The sequence below is a fragment of the Halopseudomonas pelagia CL-AP6 genome (assembly GCF_000410875.1).
In the GTDB taxonomy this organism is placed as follows: domain Bacteria; phylum Pseudomonadota; class Gammaproteobacteria; order Pseudomonadales; family Pseudomonadaceae; genus Halopseudomonas; species Halopseudomonas pelagia.
Genome location: NZ_AROI01000004.1, coordinates 67,438 through 84,061, shown reverse-complemented (window position 1 = coordinate 84,061; position 16,624 = coordinate 67,438). Strand labels below are relative to the sequence as shown.

Genomic DNA, 16,624 nt, shown 5'->3' with positions numbered 1-16,624 from the left:
ATCAGTCATGGGTGCCAGTCTGCCGGAAACTGAGGTGGCTGTCCAGAATTCGAGCATTCCCTTCAGATACCAGCATGATTGCCGCATTAACGCCGAAAATCACCTGGCGCTGGCTGCTCGGATGCGGCGCAGAAAAGTCTCTTTGTCCGTCTCGCCGACCAGGCGAAGCTGCGGTACCTCCTGTCCTTCGGCGTCGATAAACAGAAAGGCTGGGGGGCCAAAGAGGTTTTCGCTGGTAAGCCATTCACGCTGATCAGCGGTGTTGTTCGTAAGATCGAACTTGATCCGCGCAAACTGCCCCAGCTCCTGGCGCACCTCGGGCGTGGCCAGAATAGTGCGTTCCATGATCTTGCAACTGATGCACCAGTCGGCGTAAAGCTCCACCAGTGCAGGACGCTGCTCCTGGCGCGCACGATCCAGCTCGCGTTGCAGGTCAGCCTGGCTGCTCACCGAGGTAAAAAAGGCATTGTCCGCCTGGCCCGTGAGGCTGCTGGAGGTCAACGGTGCCAGCGGCCGCAGCGGATCAGAGCCGCCAGCCAGCGCCCCGGCTAACGCCACTGCGGCATAGATGGCCGCGAGTAGCGCCAGGACATGTGCTACCCGGCCCCACGCCTGGCGTGGGCTGCGGTCGAAAACCCCTAGCTGTACGGCCAGGCCTGCGGCCAGAACAGCCCAAAGCGCCAGGCTGACAGGCCCAGGCAGTACGCGCTCAAGCAGCCAGATCGCCACGCCTAGTAACCCCAGGCCGAACAGTTGCTTGACCGAATTGAGCCAGGGGCCGGAGCGGGGTAGCAGTGCATTGCCGAACACGGCGATCAGCAGCAAGGGTAATCCCATTCCCAGCGCTAGAGCGAAGAGTTGCAATGCACCGCCCACGGCGTCGCCAGTGCTGCTGATATACACTAGCGCGCCTGCCAGCGGTGCGGAAATACAGGGTGATACGACCAGCGTTGAGAGCGCGCCCATGAGCGCGGCGCCTGGAATCGAGCCGCCGCGGGTGCGACTGCCGAGCCGCTCCAGCGGGTCGCGCACGAAGGCCGGCAAGCGCAGATTGAATGCGCCGAACATGGCCAGTGCAAAGAGCCCGAAGAACGCGGCGAAGGTGATCAGCACCGCAGGGGACTGTAGCCGGGCTTGTATATTCAGTGCGGCGCCGAACAAGCCTATCAGTGCTCCTACCAGGGCGAAGGTGAGGGCCATGGCCATGACATAGCTGCCGGCAAGCGCCAGGGCTCGGGGCCGGTCAATATCCTTGCGACCAACCACCAGGCTGGACAGGATCGGCAGCATGGGTAGCACGCAGGGAGTAAAGGTCAGACCCAGTCCGGCAATAAAGAATAATGCCAAGGCCCAGCCTGAGACCCCTTTTGCGGTCGCTTGGTTGTCAAGGCTGTTACCGGCGGCGCCGGGTATTTGCAGCTCTACAGTTTCCGGGGGGTAACACAGACCCGCGTCAGCACAACCCTGAAAGTCGATCAGTAATTGCTGGCCGGCGGGCGCTCCTCCTTGCAGTTCGAGGATGATCTCGACACTGTTGTAATAGACTTCCACATCACCGAAAAACTCATCCTGTTTGGCGATGCCGTCGGGTAGTACCACCGAATCAATACGGCTGTTGCCCTCGGAAAGGCGGAAATCAAAGCGGTGCCGGTATAAGTAATACTCGGGCGTAATGTCAAACTGGATGCGGATTTGTCGTTCGTCGGCAGCCAGCAACCCGGGACGAAAGGCTTCTCCCACGGGCAGGAAATTGGCCTGGCCGCCGCTGCCTTCAAGCAAGCCGGAAAACGAGGAAGAGGAGGGGCGGTCGTCAAGCAGCCCGGCTTGAGATGCGACCGGGAGCAGCAGGAACAGCACTAATGCAAGACGTAACAACAAATCGGTCATCCGCTTATATTGAACAGAATGGGGATTGCCACTATAAACGCTGATAGCGTCTTTGCCGAGCGACAAAATGTCATGGGTTGCGCTCCGCGTAACCTGCATAACACGCTGGCAGCCGGAGTTGCCGGCCTGGTGCCCTGGGCGTGAACTGTCAGGTCATTGGTCTGTCTGTTAGCTGATACCCGGTTAAGTCCGCAGTGCTAGCGCCCCGTGTGATCATGCTGCCGGGGGTGATATGCTGGAAATCGGACAACCACAGGAGTAGACGATGAGAATTGGAAAATGGTCGATAGGTGAAGGCTCTGCTCGTTCTGCGCGCGGGTCGGCAGCGTCTGGCCCGGTAGGCTCTCTTGTGGCTCGAGCGCTGATTGGGCTGTTGGTGGTTTACTTGTTGATCTGTGTCGTGATCGGCTGGTATTGGAGTCGTGAGCCGGATTTGCAGCCTGTCAGTATGGTTCGGGATGCTCAGACGGTGCCGGTGGTCGGTGAGCTCACCGCCACCACCGTGGCGCATATGATGTCAACGTTGCTAAACAAGCCCGGCGGCTTCATTACCAATGACGTTACGCCCCCTGGGCTGTGGCTGGACAATATGCCGCACTGGGAGTTTGGGGTGCTGGTGCAGATACGTGACATGACCCGGGCGATGCGCCGGGATATGGCGCGTTCGCAGTCACAGTCGGCGGAGGATCGCGATCTGGCCCGGGCCGAACCGCTGTTTCATTTCGACAACACCAGCTGGGCTTTCCCCGCGACCGAGAGTGAATACGCGACCGGCCTTGACGCGCTGGAGAAGTACACCGAGCGCCTGCGCCGCGGGGAAGCCGACTTTTACGCCCGCGCGGATAACCTCGCCAGTTGGATGGGGGATGTGAATACCCGGCTCGGATCCCTGTCCCAAAGGCTGTCTGCCAGTGTCGACCAGGGTGTGATCACCGACGGTAGTCGTCCGCGTGAAAAGACGCCGTGGACCGAGCTTGATGATGTTTTCTTTGAAGCCCGTGGCTCGGCCTGGGCTCTGGTGCATCTGTTGCGCGCGGTAGAGGTAGACTTTGCCGAGGTGATCGGGCGCAAGAATGCTCAGGCCAGCTTGCAGCAGATCATCCGTGAGCTGGAGGCGACCCAGGAGCCGCTGTGGAGCCCGGTTATTCTTAATGGTGGTGGATTTGGCATGCTCGCCAATCATTCTCTGGTCATGGCCAATTATCTTTCGCGGGCGAATGCGGCGCTGATTGATTTGCGCCGATTGTTGGAGCAGGGCTGAGCGTGAGCGAGCAATGGATTGCCGACTATCTGGCGGCTTCGGCCCAAGAGCAAGTGATTCAGGTCGACGAGCATGATCGACCATTGGGCATCGTTAAAAGAGAGCGGGTGCAGCGAGAAGGACTGATTACGCGCTGTACCTATATTTTTGTCTACAACAGCGCTGCTTTGTTGTGCATGCACCGGCGTACAGCGCACAAGCGCCTTTATCCAGGTTTCTGGGATTTGGCTGCTGGCGGCTTGGTGGCGGCTGGTGAAACCTACCGGGAAGGCGCCGAGCGTGAACTCGAAGAAGAGCTGGGTATTTCTGGCGTACCGCTGAAGTCGCATGGGCGGTTCTTCTATCAGTCGCCTGAGAGCAGGCTCTGGGGCGGCGTTTACAGCTGCCGCTGGGATGGGCCGATCCGCATGCAGCCGGAGGAGGTAATGGATCTGCGCTGGATTGATACGGCCTCGTCCTGGCGCCGTGAGGGTGAGTGCTATACCCCGGATTCCCTGCAGGCGTTGTTGTTGGTGGCGGTTTAGCCCCGGAGTGAAGAGATGGTGAAATCCACACAGGGATTGGCTGGTCTGGGTGGCCTGGTTTATTCAACTGAAAGCGGTCGTACCTGCCCCCGATGTCGAGCGGCTATTGCCGACTGCGTTTGCGCGCAGCCCGGGATTCCCGAGGGTGATGGCATTGCCAGGGTGCGCCGCGAGACCAAGGGCCGGGGTGGCAAAACCGTGACGACGGTCAGTGGACTCTGCCTGGCGCCTGATGACCTGAAACGCCTGGCGAAAGAGCTTAAGGCCCGCTGCGGCTGCGGCGGGGGTGTGAAGGAGGGGGTGATTGAGATTCAGGGAGATAAGGCAGACTTTGTGTGCAACTGGCTGATTGGCCAGGGCTACCAGACCAAGCGCGCCGGCGGTTGAACGCACCTGCATTAGGCGCGGCTAATCTTGTGTGGGCCGCAGCCAGTGGTGCAGGTAGCGGCCCAGGGCAGCGTAGGCGGGATGACGGCTGTACTGCAATTCTGCTTCTATAATCTGTGCTTCTGTAGCTTGCGCCTGAAACTCGACCGGCATGTAGTCATAAAATACCCGGATTCCGCTCAGCTTGTGGGTTGTCAGGCCCGCCTGGTTTATCCATTGCTGTACCTCGCGAGGGTCCAGGGGTTGCTGGGGGGTCAGGCTGCGTTTGCTGCCAGCCAGTTGATTCTTCTCCAATTTGCGAAACTGCCCTTTAATCAGGTTCTTGTAAACCAGTGCGTCTCGGTTATAGAACGCCAGAGACAGTGCGCCGCTGGGCAGGCATAACTGCTGCAATGCTTTCAATGCTGCAGCTGGGTCGGCCAGCCACTCCAATACGGCATGGCAAATAACCAGGTCATATTGCTCGCCACGGGCGGGCAGTGCTTGCAGGGGCAGTTGCAGGTATTCGACCGGGTAGGCTGAAGGTAGCGCATCCAGGTGCGCTCGGGCGGCTTCCAACATCTCTATCGAGGGCTCGCACAGGGTTAGCCGGTGCCCCTGGGCCAGCAGCCATTCGCTGATATGCCCCAGGCCCGCCCCGGCATCGAGAATACGCAATGACTGCTCCGGCTGCTGGATGTCCGGCAGCCATTCCTGCAGGTCACGGGTTAGCACAGCCAGGCGGATGCTGCCCTTGGGGCTGGTGTATATCTTGCGGGCAAAATGTGCACCCATCTGGTCGAAGTAGCGATCAGTCATGGGAAATCTCTGGCGGGTCTGTGAGCAAATGATGCATTGCAGCGGTGCTTGCAATTTTATAGCAAACCGCTCTGTCTCGCACATTAGATCTAAATAAGTAGAACTTCCTCAGGGTGGGTCGGTCCGAGGTGTGTGCGTAAACTATCCATAAAGAAAGGAGTATTTCATGCGGTCACGCTTCTCGTTGATCAAAGCATCCACTGTCGGCGTATTGCTGGTTCCTGCTTTCGCCTTTGCTCAAGGGCCTGTCTCCCAGGTGGGGATCAAGGGCAGCTACAACGAATATAGCTACGATTCGGATATTAGTCAGATTGACGACTCCAAGGAACGTTTGCCCACGGTCGGTGCCTTCTACAACTACGGCAACAAGCTGACCAGTCAGGGCGGGTTTATCTATCAGGCGGGTATTGAGGCCAATTACGGCGAAAAGGACGATAACGAACTGCGCGACGCGCGGGGCGAGATCGATCTGGGGCTGCGTGCGCCGCTGGACAATAATCTCTATGCCGATTTCATCGTGGGTGGCGGCTATGACTGGAGTCGTTTCGAGCCGGATGCCGGAAACGGTCTGGAAACCCGTACCACCAACAAGAGCCCCTTTGCCAAGCTGGGTTTGGGCCTGACTCACCAGGGTCAGTCGATGACCACTCGTTTTGAAGCAGGTACCCGCTACAGCCTGGATGCGGAAACCAAGCTCCGCGTCGAGAATGTGGGTAGCGAGACGCTGGACATGAAGGACAAAGCTAACCCCTATGCAGAGCTGACGTTCCTATGGAACCAGCGCGAAGGTGCTCTGCCGGTCTCGGCGTCGCTGTATTACGAGCGCACCAACTATGAGCTGGCTGATGCCGATCAGTTGACCGCCAACACCAAGCTGCAAAGCGATGAAGTGGGCCTCAAGTTGGGTATGATGTTCTAATTTTCCAATAGTTGGTCTATACGCGGATATGTGGCCTTGGCTCATATCCGTTTTTTTTACTTCGCTGGCAGGCCTGAATTTCAGGCATAAAAAAAGCCAGCTTGTGGCCGGCTTTTACGGGGGCAGAACGCTTATTTTTGGTAAGCGTTCACTGCCTTTACAATTTCCGCGCGGGCTTCTTCAGCACTGCCCCAGCGGTCAATCTTGACCCATTTGCCGGCTTCCAGATCCTTGTAATTTTCAAAGAAATGCTGGATTTGCTGCATCAGCAGCTCGGGCAAATCGGTGTATTCCTTGATGTCACGGTACAACACGCTGAGCTTGTCGTGGGGTACTGCGATCAGCTTAGCGTCACCGCCGCCATCATCGGTCATATGCAAAACGCCAACCGGGCGGCAACGGATTACCGCGCCTGGTGCTACCGGATGGGGCGTGACGACCAGTACATCCAGTGGATCGCCATCGTCAGCCAAGGTATTGGGGATGAATCCATAGTTGGCCGGGTAGAACATCGGCGTGGCCATGAACCGGTCAACGAACAGCGTATTACTGTCCTTGTCGATCTCGTACTTGATCGGCGCGTGATTGGCCGGGATTTCGATGGCGACATAAATGTCGTTGGGAACATCTTTGCCTGCGGGGATCTGGTCGTAGCTCATGGGGTACCTGATTCGGCCATGGTGGAAAATTCTGGCCCGAATTATAGGGCTTAAGGGGTGGGATACCAAGTAATAACCGGGCTAATCATGTAAAACCTTGGTCGTAGACAGACAGGCAACGGGTTTTTGCTTATACGGTGCCCTGGCGGTGGGCACCCTGATCTTGAGTGGCGTGCAGGCAGCTCAGAGTTTTAGCGAAAAGTAGTGAAACTCGGCGTCATCGCTGAAACCTAGGGAGCGGTAGAGGCTGTGCGCGGTAGTGTTATTTTCACCGGTCATCACGGTCATGCGCTGTATGCCTTCCGCGCGCGCCATAACCTTGGCCTGGTTAATCATGTTGTCTGCTACCAACTGGCGCCGGGCCTCTTCAATGACATAGATGCCTTTGAGTACCCAGCTCGCCGAGAGCGTCAAGGCGGAGAAGCTCGGAATAAATTGGCAGAAGCCAAGCACTTTACCGGTGTCTTCATCTTCAGCCACCAGGATGACCGCTTGCTCGTTTTTCAAGCGGTCCTCTAGAAAGCGCCGGGATGCTTCTGGCTTGGGCAGATGCCCATAGAATTCGCGGTATTTGATAAACAGCGGCGTTACTTCGTCCAGACGGCTGATGTCGGCCTGCACTATACGCATACGTATTCCCCGGAAATGGTCAGATTATGGTCCGCAGTCGGCGGTGAGTCAGTTGCTTCATCCTGCCCCAGTGATTGGAAATCTTCAATCCGCAGCGCAAAAAAAACCCGCCGGGCAGGCGGGTCTGGAGATGTGCATATGGCTTCAGATTTTGAATTCTGGAAGTTTACGCGCGACGGTCACGTTTTTCAGGCGAACATATTGCGGCAAGCCATTGCTGAACGGCGGATAGTCTTCGCCCTGGATCAGTGGTGACAAGTAGCGGCGGCACGCGTCGGTGATATGGAAGCCGTCATCGGTAATGAAGTGCGCAGGCATGAATTTTTCGACGTTGGCAACGTCCTTCAGCGGCGCTTCGACAATATCCCATTCATAGGGGCTGTCCTGCAGGCGGCGAATGGCCGGCATAACCGCATTTTTGCCGTCCAGTGCCATACGAACTGCTGCTTGTCCCAGAGCATAAGCCTGTTCCACATCGACTTTTGAAGCAATGTGCCGCGCAGCCCGTTGCAGGTAGTCGGCTACCGCCCAATGGTACTTGTAGCCGAGCTTGTCCTTGACCAGGTTGGCAATGGTAGGCGCCACGCCGCCGAGCTGGGCGTGACCGAAGGCGTCGGTCAAACCGGTTTCAGAAAGAAATTTTCCTTCACTGTTCTTGATGCCTTCGGATACGCCGATCACGCAGTAGCCATAGGTTTCTACGCATTGCTGAACCCGTGCCAGAAACGCTTCCTGATCAAAATTGACTTCGGGAAACAGCAGGATGTGCGGCGGTTGGCCCTCGCCTTCGCTGGCCAGGCCACAAGCGGCGGTGATCCAGCCAGCATGACGACCCATGACCTCAAGGATAAAGACCTTGGTAGAGGTGGCGGCCATGGAAGCCACATCAAAACCGGCCTCTCGAATAGAGGTTGCCACATACTTGGCGACTGAACCGAATCCTGGGCAGCAATCGGTAATCGGCAGGTCGTTGTCTACGGTCTTGGGTACATGGATGGCCTGGATCGGGTAGCCCATGGTTTCTGCCAGTTGAGAGATCTTCAGGCAGGTATCGGCCGAATCACCGCCACCGTTGTAGAAAAAATAGCCAATATTGTGTGCGCGAAAGACTTCGATCAGGCGCTCGTATTCGGCGCGGTTGGCCTCCAGGCTCTTGAGCTTGTAACGGCACGAGCCGAAAGCACCTGAGGGGGTATGACGCAGTGCTGCAATATTGTCGGCGGGCTCCTGGCTGGTATCGATCAGGTCCTCGGTCAGGGCGCCAATGATGCCATTATGGCCGGCGTAAACGGTGCCAATCTGCTCGGGGTGTTGGCGGGCGGTTTCGATAACCCCTGCCGCAGACGCGTTAATAACCGCAGTAACACCGCCTGATTGAGCATAAAAGGCATTTTTGACGGACATGCGAACTCCCTGTTTGGATTCTGAATACCGAATGGTAAAGGGCGGAAAGCCTGATGGCGCGAAATGATAGCTGAAACTGGCGACCAATGCATGGCCGTCTGGCGGGTGGTCCTGCTGGCGGGTTGCCCGTGTTAACATTCGGGCAACCAAATCCGGACCGACTCAAGGCTAGAGCATGCATCTGCATATTTTAGGAATCTGCGGCACTTTTATGGGCTCTCTGGCGCTGCTGGCGCGGGAGCTCGGGCATCAGGTCAGCGGGTCAGACGCTAATGTCTATCCGCCAATGAGCACTCAGCTTGAGGCCCAGGGCATTGCCTTGATGGAAGGTTATTATCCAGCCCATTTGCAGCCGGCACCTGATCTGGTGGTGATTGGCAATGCGTTGTCACGCGGCAATCCTGCGGTTGAGTATGTGCTGGATCAGGGGCTGCCTTATGTTTCCGGCCCTGAATGGCTGTCGCGTTATGTGTTGCCGGAGCGGTGGGTGCTGGCTGTGGCGGGTACCCATGGCAAGACCACCACCTCGAGTCTGTTGGCTTGGATTCTTGAGTGCGCTGGCATGGCACCCGGGTTTTTGATTGGTGGCGTGCCGCAGAATTTTGGCGTGTCAGCCCGTTTGGGTACAACGCCTTTCTTTGTCGTGGAGGCTGACGAGTACGATAGCGCCTTCTTCGACAAGCGGTCCAAGTTTGTTCACTACCGGCCACGCACCGCCGTGCTGAACAATCTTGAATACGATCACGCGGATATTTTCCCGGACCTGGCGGCCATCGAGCGGCAATTTCACCACTTGGTGCGCACGGTGCCCGCCAGCGGCCTGATTATTTACCCGAAGGCTGAGGCAGCACTTGAGCGCGTTATTGCGATGGGTTGCTGGACGCCTTGCCAGACCACCGGAGAAGGCGGGCAGTGGCAGGCGCGTTTGCTGGCTGCCGATGGTTCGCGCTTTGAAGTCTGGCTGGATGGTGTTTGCCAAGGCGAAGCCAGATGGTCGCAGACGGGTGATCACAGCGTTGCCAATGCGCTGACGGCGCTGGCCGCCGCACGCCATGTGGGGGTTACTCCGGCGCAAGGTATTGCCGCGTTGGCGCAGTTCCAGAGTGCCAAACGGCGGATGGAATTGCTGGCGCTGATCAACGGTGTCAGTGTCTACGATGATTTCGCCCATCATCCTACGGCTATTTCAACTACCTTGGCGGGTCTGCGTGCAAGCATAGGCGACGCACCCTTGATCGCCGTCATCGAGCCTCGCTCCAATACCATGCGCCTGGGTAGTCATAGCCAGGCACTGGCCGCCAGTGTCAGCGATGCTACCCAGGTCATCTGGTTCCAGCCGCCAGGGCTGGACTGGTCACTGCAGGCGGTCGTCGAGCAGAGTCGGGTGCCTGCCAGTATCGATACGGATATTGATGGCATTATCAGCAGTCTGTTGGCTGAAGCCAAACCTGGAACCCGTATCGTGTTTATGAGCAACGGTGGCTTTGGTGGTATTCATCAGCGCCTGATTCAGGCGCTGGAGGTGCAATGTGACGATTGAGCGTGTCACGCTGGCGATGACTGGTGCCTCAGGCGCACAGTATGCGCTGAGATTGCTGGAGTGCCTGGTCAAGGCAGATGTTGAGGTGTTTTTCATGATTTCCCAAGCCGCTCAGTTGGTCGTGGCTACCGAGACCAGCCTCACCTTGCCACCCAAGCCACAGGCCCTGGAAAGTTTTTTGACGGAGCACTACGCTGCCCGGTCTGGGCAGATTCGTGTATTTGGCAAGCAGGACTGGATGGCTCCGGTCGCTTCCGGCTCCGGTGCGCCAAGTGCGATGGTGGTTTGCCCCTGTTCGACCGGAAGTCTCTCGGCAATCGCTACCGGCGCCAGCAATAATCTGATTGAGCGCGCTGCAGACGTGGCTCTGAAGGAGCGTCGCAAGTTGATTCTGGTGCCCCGCGAGGCACCTTACTCAACTATTCATCTGGAAAACATGCTGAAGCTGAGTCAGATGGGCGCGATTATTTTGCCAGCCAGTCCGGGGTTTTATCATCAGCCAGCATCAATTCAGGATCTGCTGGACTTCGTTGTTGCACGGATCTTGAATCAGTTGGAAATCCCTCAGCAACTACTCACCAGGTGGGGCGAATGAGGTCGGCAGCTATGCTTGGCAAACGCCCGGGCTGGCTTTTGGCGAGCCTGCTGATGTTCAGCTTTTCTGCTACAGCGGTAGATCGGACGCAGGATAGCTGGTATCTGCAGACCAGCGTGTATACGCAGCACTATTCTCCAGAGCCAGACCATAATAACCATCAGCGGCTGATTGGGATCGAACGTCATCTGCCGGATGCTTCACTGTGGGGTGCGGCCACGTTCAAGCATTCGTTTGGCGAGCGTGCCAATTACCTTTACTACGGCAAGCGTTTTGCGCTGGGTGAGTCGGCTTTTTACCTGAAGCTGACCGGAGGCTTGCTTGAGGGTTACAAAGGAGAGTATCAAGACAAGATACCGCTGAATCGGCTCGGCGTTGCACCGGCCATAGTGCCTTCAGTGGGCGCGAGCCATAACCGTCTGTCTGCCGAGCTGGTACTGCTGGGCGCGGCGGCAGCTATGGTGACAGTCGGTGTACGTCTGTAGATGCTATCGGGGCGCTCCTGAGGGAAGTTGCCCCGATAACAGCGGCTATTACGCTAGATCAGACGAAGTACAGGGTTAAACCTTCAGCGATAAGGGCCGGCTTTTCACTGCCTTCAATTTCCAGCGTGGACTTGGCTTTGACCAGCCATTGACCGGGGTTCTTCTCAGTGACATCAGCGACGCTGACATGCAGGCGAACGCGCGAACCGACGCGCACAGGCTGAATAAAGCGCAGGCTATCCATACCGTAGTTAACAGCCATTTTCAGGCCTTCTGGGCGAATCAGCAAGCCGCTCGACAGTACCGGAAGCAATGACAGCGACAGGAATCCGTGGGCAATGGTGCCGCCGAAGGGTGTTTGCTTGGCTTTTTCCTCGTCAAGATGGATGAACTGGTGGTCGCCGGTACATTCTGCAAATTGGTTGACGCGCTCCTGGTCAATGGTCATCCACTCGGAATGCCCCATATCTTTGCCAATAAAAGATTTTAATTCGGATGCGGGTACGGCTGCCGTCATGACGTTCTCCATGGCTCTGTTATTGTTGTGGCCTAAGGCCTGTGAAATGATCATTCACAATGAATCATAGTAGGAATATAGACATAACTCCTGCTCTTTTGTCATGGTTACAAGAGCAGTGTGCGGGGTCAACGTGTATGGCAGCGAAATAGGTATGCTGAATGCACTGACCCTAGGGCCGCTGGATCTTCGACGGATAGACGAATAGACAGCAGAGGTAAGCATGATCGACAGACGCGCCCTTTTCCCATTGAAGAGCATCCTGTTGCCTGGTTGCGTAATGGACCTGCAAATATTTGAAGCGCGTTATCTGGATATGGTCAGCCGGTGCTTCAAGCGTGATGAGAGCTTTCTGATTATGCCGTTGGAGTCCGGTCCCGAGACGGGCCTGGGCGATCTGCGCTTCGCAGCTATTGGCTGCGAAGCAAGAATTGTTGATTGGCAGCAGCGCGACAACGGGCTTTTGGGATTACGTGTTGAAGGTTGCAGGCGCGGGCATGTCAGCGCGGTAAAGGTGGCAACTGACGGTCTGGTGACGGGGCAGGTGCTGTGGCTAGAGGAGCAGCCTGATCAGGTGCTGGATAGCCAGCACGAGGACCTCAAAGCCCTGCATGCGGCGTTGCTGGATCACCCAATAGCGGAAGGTCTTGGGCTGCCTGCGCTGATGGATAGCCAGCAGCAGTTGAGCTACGAATTAGTCTTTTTACTGCCTTTTTCACTGGAGCAGAAATCGGCTTTATTGGCCACCGAGTCCCCCGGCGAGCGTTTGCAGCAGATCAGTGAGTGGCTGGAACTGATGCAGGCCTGATAGGCTCAGCAGTGCGGCGAGCACGGGGAGCGCCATAAGGATGGCGATCCATCGGGGCGCTACCGGCGTCAGCGGCCCGGCTCGCTCCAGCAGCCACAGACTGAACAGGCAGGCCGCGGCCACGTTCAGCCAACTGATCAGCAAGCTGGTTAGCGCGACGGGCTCGCTGAGGAGCAGGCCAGTAGTGATCAAGCCGGCAGCGGGCAGTGCCGCGCATATCCATAGCGCGCGCACCCAGAAACTAAAGTTTCTGCTGCAGGCAAGCAGCAAGCCGATCAGCAGAGTCAGGCTGGTGGACGCGGCCAGATAGCCGCTGCTCAGTTGCAGAGCAAATCCGGCTAGCAGGTTGAAAAGCACTGCCAAGCTGAGCAGCAGAGCCTGTCTTTTCCAGGCGCCCATCAGCAGTCCGGGCAGAATGAGCAGACCCAGCAGCAGCGTGAACCCAGCGCCTGCCAATGGCACGCAGAGCGTCAGCAGTGTGTCGGTTTGGTTGGCCATTTGGCTCGCCCACTGCCCTTGGGTACTATCCAGGACTGCCAGCCAAGGGCTTGCAAATGACAAGCCGACAAGACCTGCCAGGCAGGCGCTGGCCGCAACCAGGCCGCTCCAGCGTTCTTGTTTCCACAGACAATAGAATGCCACCCCGGCGACGGCAACCATGGTTGCCAATAGGCCGAATGCCTGCTGCCAGAAAGATTCTGGCACGGCCCAGCTTGCAGCGTGGCCAGCCATATAGCCCGGGATGACGTAAATAGGTGCCCAGGCCAGCGCGGACGCCAGGTTGACCAGTACAAAACGCCAGGTAGGCATGTCCAGCATGCCGGCAATCATTGGAATAACCGGTCTGATCGGCCCGACGAAACGGCCGAGGATGATGCTCAGCATGCCATAACGGAGGAAAAAGGTTTCGCCGCGGGCGATCCAGTGGGGGTTGCGTCGGAACAGTCCCAGGCGCCGAATGTCCTGGTGAAACAGGCGCCCTAGAGCGAAGCTCAACATATCGCCGACCACCGCGCCAGCGAATGCCCAGCCAATCACGCTGATTACCGGCATGCCCCAGGCCCCCGCCATGGCCGTAGTGGCGACCAATAACACCACCCCGGGAACCAACAAGCCGGCAATGGCCAGGGATTCGAGCATGGCAATCAGGAATATGCACCAGCCCAGCCATTGGCGATGTTCACCTAACCAGCTGAGCAAATCCCCGGTAATCATGTCGACCATAATCAATACGTGTTCCAGTGCGAGCTGGCTGAGGGCGAGCCGAAGGTGGATGATTCCGGCGCGGAGGAGCCATTGTTCAGAGGGCCATAGGTGGATGGCCACGCCGGATGACCGTAATATGGGTACATATTCCCGATCATAGCAGGTCTGCGCTGTCCACTAACGGGAGGGACAGTTATAATGCGCCTTTTGGCCAGGTGGCTGGTATAGGTGAAGGCATGCGCGCTGAACAGCTTACGGAATATATGCACCGGCTTGGGCGCGAGGCGCGCCAGGCTTCGCGAATCATCGCTCGGACCACGACTGCGGTAAAAAACCAGGCGTTGCTGGCCACTGCAGCGGCCATTGAAGCGGCCCATAGCCAGCTTATGGACGCCAATCAGTTGGACCTGCAAGCGGCTCGTGACAACGGCCTGGATGCCGCCATGCTTGACCGTCTTGCGCTCACTCCAGAGCGTTTGACGGCGATGGTCGAAGGACTGCGGCAGGTGGCCGGGCTGGACGATCCGGTCGGCGTGATTCGCGATATGAAATTTTTGCCGTCGGGCATTCAAGTCGGCAAAATGCGTGTGCCTCTGGGTGTCATCGGGATTATCTATGAATCTCGACCCAATGTGACGGTCGAGGCGGCGAGCTTGTGCCTGAAGTCGGGTAATGCATGCATCTTGCGCGGCGGCTCCGAGTCAATTCATTCCAATCGTGCTATTGCCTTGTGTCTGGCGCAGGGCCTGGCTCAGGCCGGGTTGCCGGCCAATGTGGTGCAAGTCGTTGAAACGACGGATCGTCAGGCCGTCGGCGAGTTGATCACCATGCCTGAGTTTGTTGATGTCATTGTCCCGCGTGGCGGCAAAGGGTTGATCGAGCGTATTAGCCGCGATGCCAAAGTACCGGTCATCAAGCATCTGGATGGAATCTGTCACGTTTATGTCGATGACCGAGCGGATCTCGGCAAAGCCGAGGCTATAGCGCTGAATGCCAAGACCCATCGTTATGGTGTGTGTAATGCGATGGAAACCTTGTTGGTCCATCAGGCTGTTGCCGAGCAGTTTTTGCCGCGCATGGCTGACCTGTACGCCAGCAAAGAAGTTGAGCTGCGAGGCTGTCCCGCCACCTGCGCCATCATTCCGCAGGCTATTGCGGCTACGGAGCAGGATTGGAGTACTGAATATCTGGCGCCGATACTGGCTGTCCGGGTGGTCAGTGATATGGACGCCGCGATTGAACACATAAACACCTACAGCTCCCAGCATACCGATGCCATGGTTTCGGAGGACTTCACGCGGGCCAGACGTTTCCTTGCGGAAGTGGACTCCAGTTCGGTGATGATCAACGCCTCAACGCGCTTTGCCGATGGCTTCGAGTATGGGCTGGGTGCGGAGATTGGCATTTCTACGGATAAGATTCATGCCCGTGGTCCGGTTGGGCTAGAAGGCCTGACCAGCGAAAAATACGTTGTTTTTGGCGATGGGCATATCCGTCAGTGACGCACCAATGAACCGTCGTATTGGCTTGTTGGGCGGCACCTTTGATCCGGTGCATTACGGCCACCTGCGCGGTGCGCTGGAGGTGCGTGATAGCCTGCAGCTGGATGAGCTGCGGCTGATCCCGAGTGCACGTCCGCCGCATAGAGACCAACCCGGTGCGACGGCGGCGCAACGCCTGGATATGGTGCGTCTGGCGATCGGCGAGCACAGCGGGTTTTTAGTCGATGATTGCGAGTTGCGGCGTGATAGGCCGTCTTACACGGTCGAGACGCTTGAATCATTGCGAGATGAGCTGGGCAATACTGTTACCCTGTTCCTGATTCTCGGCTGGGATGCCTTTTGTGGCTTGCCCGGCTGGCACCGCTGGGATGAGCTGCTCGAGCTCGCCAACCTGGTAGTGTTGCAAAGACCGGAGCAGAATCAGGATCTGCCGGAGGTCCTCAAGGATTTGCTGGCCGCGCGTAGCATCAGTGATCCGCGTCAGGCTGACGCCCGGCATGGGCAAATTTTGTGTTTGTCGCAGACGCCATTGGCTATCTCGGCGACGCATATACGCTCGTTGGTGGCTGCCGGCCAGTCGCCACGTTTTTTATTGCCTGATGCCGTGCTCGACTATATTGAAACCAATGGGCTGTACCGGCCCTGATACCGAAGGATTAGAATCCGATATGCAGATTGATGACCTTATCAAACTGGTGGAAGACGCACTTGAAGAACTCAAGGCCAAGGACGTTGTCCGTATTGACGTCAGTGAGCTGACCAGCGTGACCGATTATATGGTTATCGCCAGCGGCACTTCGTCGCGGCATGTCAGCTCCTTGAGCGACAACGTGCTGGAAAAGGCCAAGGCCGCTGGCTGCTGTCCGTTAGGTGTCGAGGGCAAGGATTCCGGTGAGTGGGTGCTGGTTGACCTGGGCGACATCGTCGTTCATGTAATGCAGCCGGCCACACGCCAGTTCTATGACCTTGAACGCCTCTGGCAGAGCGCGGAATCCCGGCGTGCCCAGCAGCAAATCCCCAACGAGTAACTGTTGTGCGGATACGGCTGATCAGCGTCGCATCGCGTATGCCCGGCTGGGTTGAACAGGGTTATCAGGAATATGCCAAGCGCATGCCGCCCGAGCTGCCGGTTGAGCTGGTGGAGATTCCACTGGCTACCCGCGGCAAGAATGCGGACGTCGCGCGGCTGATGCGCCGTGAAGGTGAGCAGATGTTGGCCGCTACCCAGCCGGGTGAACGAATTGTGACCCTGGAGGTCAATGGCCGTAACTGGTCTACCGAAGAGTTGGCCGGGCAGCTCGAGACCTGGAGGCTTGAAGCGCGCAACGTCAACTTGATGGTGGGCGGGCCAGAGGGGCTGGCTGACGAGGTCAGCGCGCGTAGCGAACAACGCTGGTCACTCTCCGCGCTAACATTGCCCCATCCACTGGTAAGGATACTGCTGGCCGAACAGTTGTACAGAGCCTGGACTATTCTCAACCGTCATCCTTACCACAAGTGAT

Annotated in this window: 19 protein-coding genes; 12 read left to right on the top strand and 7 right to left on the bottom strand. The window is 57.5% G+C overall.

The genetic code is table 11. The features are described 5' to 3' along the window. Positions 1-99: 99 nt before the first annotated feature. Positions 100-1,887 (bottom strand): protein-disulfide reductase DsbD, encoded by a 1,788-nt coding sequence (gene dsbD, locus K787_RS0103160; RefSeq protein ID WP_028614547.1) that lies wholly within the window; start codon positions 1,885-1,887, stop codon positions 100-102. A gap of 265 nt (positions 1,888-2,152) precedes the next feature. Between dsbD and K787_RS0103155 the strand changes: the two genes are divergently transcribed. The 3 genes from K787_RS0103155 to K787_RS0103145 are packed head-to-tail and all read left to right on the top strand — an operon-like array spanning position 2,153 to position 4,059. Then, on the top strand, positions 2,153-3,148 hold the full coding sequence (locus tag K787_RS0103155; protein ID WP_022961340.1) for a DUF2333 family protein: 996 nt from the start codon (positions 2,153-2,155) through the stop codon (positions 3,146-3,148). A gap of 2 nt (positions 3,149-3,150) precedes the next feature. Continuing rightward, positions 3,151-3,672 carry an NUDIX domain-containing protein gene (locus K787_RS0103150; RefSeq protein ID WP_022961339.1) on the top strand — a complete coding sequence of 174 codons (522 nt, stop codon included), beginning with the start codon at positions 3,151-3,153 and terminating at the stop codon, positions 3,670-3,672. 15 nt (positions 3,673-3,687) lie between these two features. Continuing rightward, positions 3,688-4,059: a translation initiation factor Sui1 gene (locus K787_RS0103145; RefSeq protein WP_022961338.1), complete on the top strand. Its 372-nt coding sequence runs from the start codon at positions 3,688-3,690 to the stop codon at positions 4,057-4,059. A 21-nt stretch (positions 4,060-4,080) separates the two neighbouring features. Here the strand turns inward: K787_RS0103145 and K787_RS0103140 are convergent, their stop codons facing one another. Further along, positions 4,081-4,857 (bottom strand): methyltransferase domain-containing protein, encoded by a 777-nt coding sequence (locus K787_RS0103140; RefSeq protein ID WP_022961337.1) that lies wholly within the window; start codon positions 4,855-4,857, stop codon positions 4,081-4,083. 166 nt (positions 4,858-5,023) lie between these two features. Here K787_RS0103140 and K787_RS0103135 point away from each other — a divergent pair, with 166 nt between their 5' ends. Then, positions 5,024-5,776, top strand: coding sequence for an outer membrane beta-barrel protein (locus K787_RS0103135; RefSeq protein WP_022961336.1), 753 nt, complete (start codon positions 5,024-5,026; stop codon positions 5,774-5,776). A 131-nt stretch (positions 5,777-5,907) separates the two neighbouring features. Here K787_RS0103135 and ppa read toward each other — a convergent pair whose 3' ends face one another. From ppa to K787_RS0103120, 3 genes are all read right to left on the bottom strand, one after another. Further along, the gene (ppa, locus tag K787_RS0103130) at positions 5,908-6,435 is read right to left on the bottom strand and encodes an inorganic diphosphatase (protein ID WP_022961335.1); all 528 of its coding nucleotides are present in this window, start codon (positions 6,433-6,435) and stop codon (positions 5,908-5,910) included. A gap of 183 nt (positions 6,436-6,618) precedes the next feature. Then, on the bottom strand, positions 6,619-7,065 hold the full coding sequence (locus tag K787_RS0103125) for a GNAT family N-acetyltransferase (RefSeq protein WP_022961334.1): 447 nt from the start codon (positions 7,063-7,065) through the stop codon (positions 6,619-6,621). Positions 7,066-7,209: 144 nt separating this feature from the next. Beyond that, positions 7,210-8,469, bottom strand: a complete 1,260-nt coding sequence (locus tag K787_RS0103120) for a 6-phosphofructokinase (protein WP_022961333.1) — start codon at positions 8,467-8,469, stop codon at positions 7,210-7,212. A gap of 175 nt (positions 8,470-8,644) precedes the next feature. Here K787_RS0103120 and mpl point away from each other — a divergent pair, with 175 nt between their 5' ends. From mpl to K787_RS0103105, 3 genes are read left to right on the top strand one after another with little or no spacing between them, the layout of a single operon-like run. Next, positions 8,645-10,009, top strand: a complete 1,365-nt coding sequence (mpl, locus tag K787_RS0103115) for a UDP-N-acetylmuramate:L-alanyl-gamma-D-glutamyl-meso-diaminopimelate ligase (protein WP_022961332.1) — start codon at positions 8,645-8,647, stop codon at positions 10,007-10,009. Continuing rightward, a complete protein-coding gene (locus K787_RS0103110; RefSeq protein ID WP_022961331.1) occupies positions 9,999-10,604 on the top strand; it encodes a flavin prenyltransferase UbiX in 606 nt (201 codons plus the stop codon). The genes mpl and K787_RS0103110 overlap by 11 nt, the downstream gene beginning before the upstream one ends. Beyond that, positions 10,601-11,089 carry a hypothetical protein gene (locus tag K787_RS0103105; protein WP_022961330.1) on the top strand — a complete coding sequence of 163 codons (489 nt, stop codon included), beginning with the start codon at positions 10,601-10,603 and terminating at the stop codon, positions 11,087-11,089. The genes K787_RS0103110 and K787_RS0103105 overlap by 4 nt, the downstream gene beginning before the upstream one ends. 58 nt (positions 11,090-11,147) lie before the next feature. Here the strand turns inward: K787_RS0103105 and K787_RS0103100 are convergent, their stop codons facing one another. Then, entirely contained in the window at positions 11,148-11,606 is a 459-nt protein-coding gene (locus tag K787_RS0103100; protein ID WP_040640769.1) for a MaoC family dehydratase, read from the bottom strand. 223 nt (positions 11,607-11,829) lie between these two features. On the opposite strand from K787_RS0103100, the gene K787_RS0103095 reads away from it, so the two are divergent. Further along, positions 11,830-12,414, top strand: coding sequence for an LON peptidase substrate-binding domain-containing protein (locus K787_RS0103095; RefSeq protein ID WP_022961328.1), 585 nt, complete (start codon positions 11,830-11,832; stop codon positions 12,412-12,414). On the opposite strand, the gene K787_RS22005 is transcribed toward K787_RS0103095, so the two are convergent. Further along, positions 12,343-13,740, bottom strand: coding sequence for a DedA family protein (locus K787_RS22005; protein ID WP_152486778.1), 1,398 nt, complete (start codon positions 13,738-13,740; stop codon positions 12,343-12,345). The two genes, K787_RS0103095 and K787_RS22005, sit on opposite strands and share 72 nt — an antisense overlap. Positions 13,741-13,856: 116 nt before the next feature. Between K787_RS22005 and K787_RS0103085 the strand changes: the two genes are divergently transcribed. The 4 genes from K787_RS0103085 to rlmH are packed head-to-tail and all read left to right on the top strand — an operon-like array spanning position 13,857 to position 16,623. Continuing rightward, complete coding sequence (locus tag K787_RS0103085; protein ID WP_022961326.1) at positions 13,857-15,122, top strand: glutamate-5-semialdehyde dehydrogenase; 1,266 nt, start codon at positions 13,857-13,859, stop codon at positions 15,120-15,122. A 7-nt stretch (positions 15,123-15,129) separates the two neighbouring features. Further along, a complete protein-coding gene (nadD, locus tag K787_RS0103080) occupies positions 15,130-15,768 on the top strand; it encodes a nicotinate-nucleotide adenylyltransferase (protein WP_022961325.1) in 639 nt (212 codons plus the stop codon). 22 nt (positions 15,769-15,790) lie between these two features. Next, positions 15,791-16,150 (top strand): ribosome silencing factor, encoded by a 360-nt coding sequence (gene rsfS / locus K787_RS0103075; protein ID WP_022961324.1) that lies wholly within the window; start codon positions 15,791-15,793, stop codon positions 16,148-16,150. A 5-nt stretch (positions 16,151-16,155) separates the two neighbouring features. Beyond that, positions 16,156-16,623 carry a 23S rRNA (pseudouridine(1915)-N(3))-methyltransferase RlmH gene (gene rlmH / locus K787_RS0103070; RefSeq protein WP_022961323.1) on the top strand — a complete coding sequence of 156 codons (468 nt, stop codon included), beginning with the start codon at positions 16,156-16,158 and terminating at the stop codon, positions 16,621-16,623. Position 16,624: the final 1 nt, after the last annotated feature.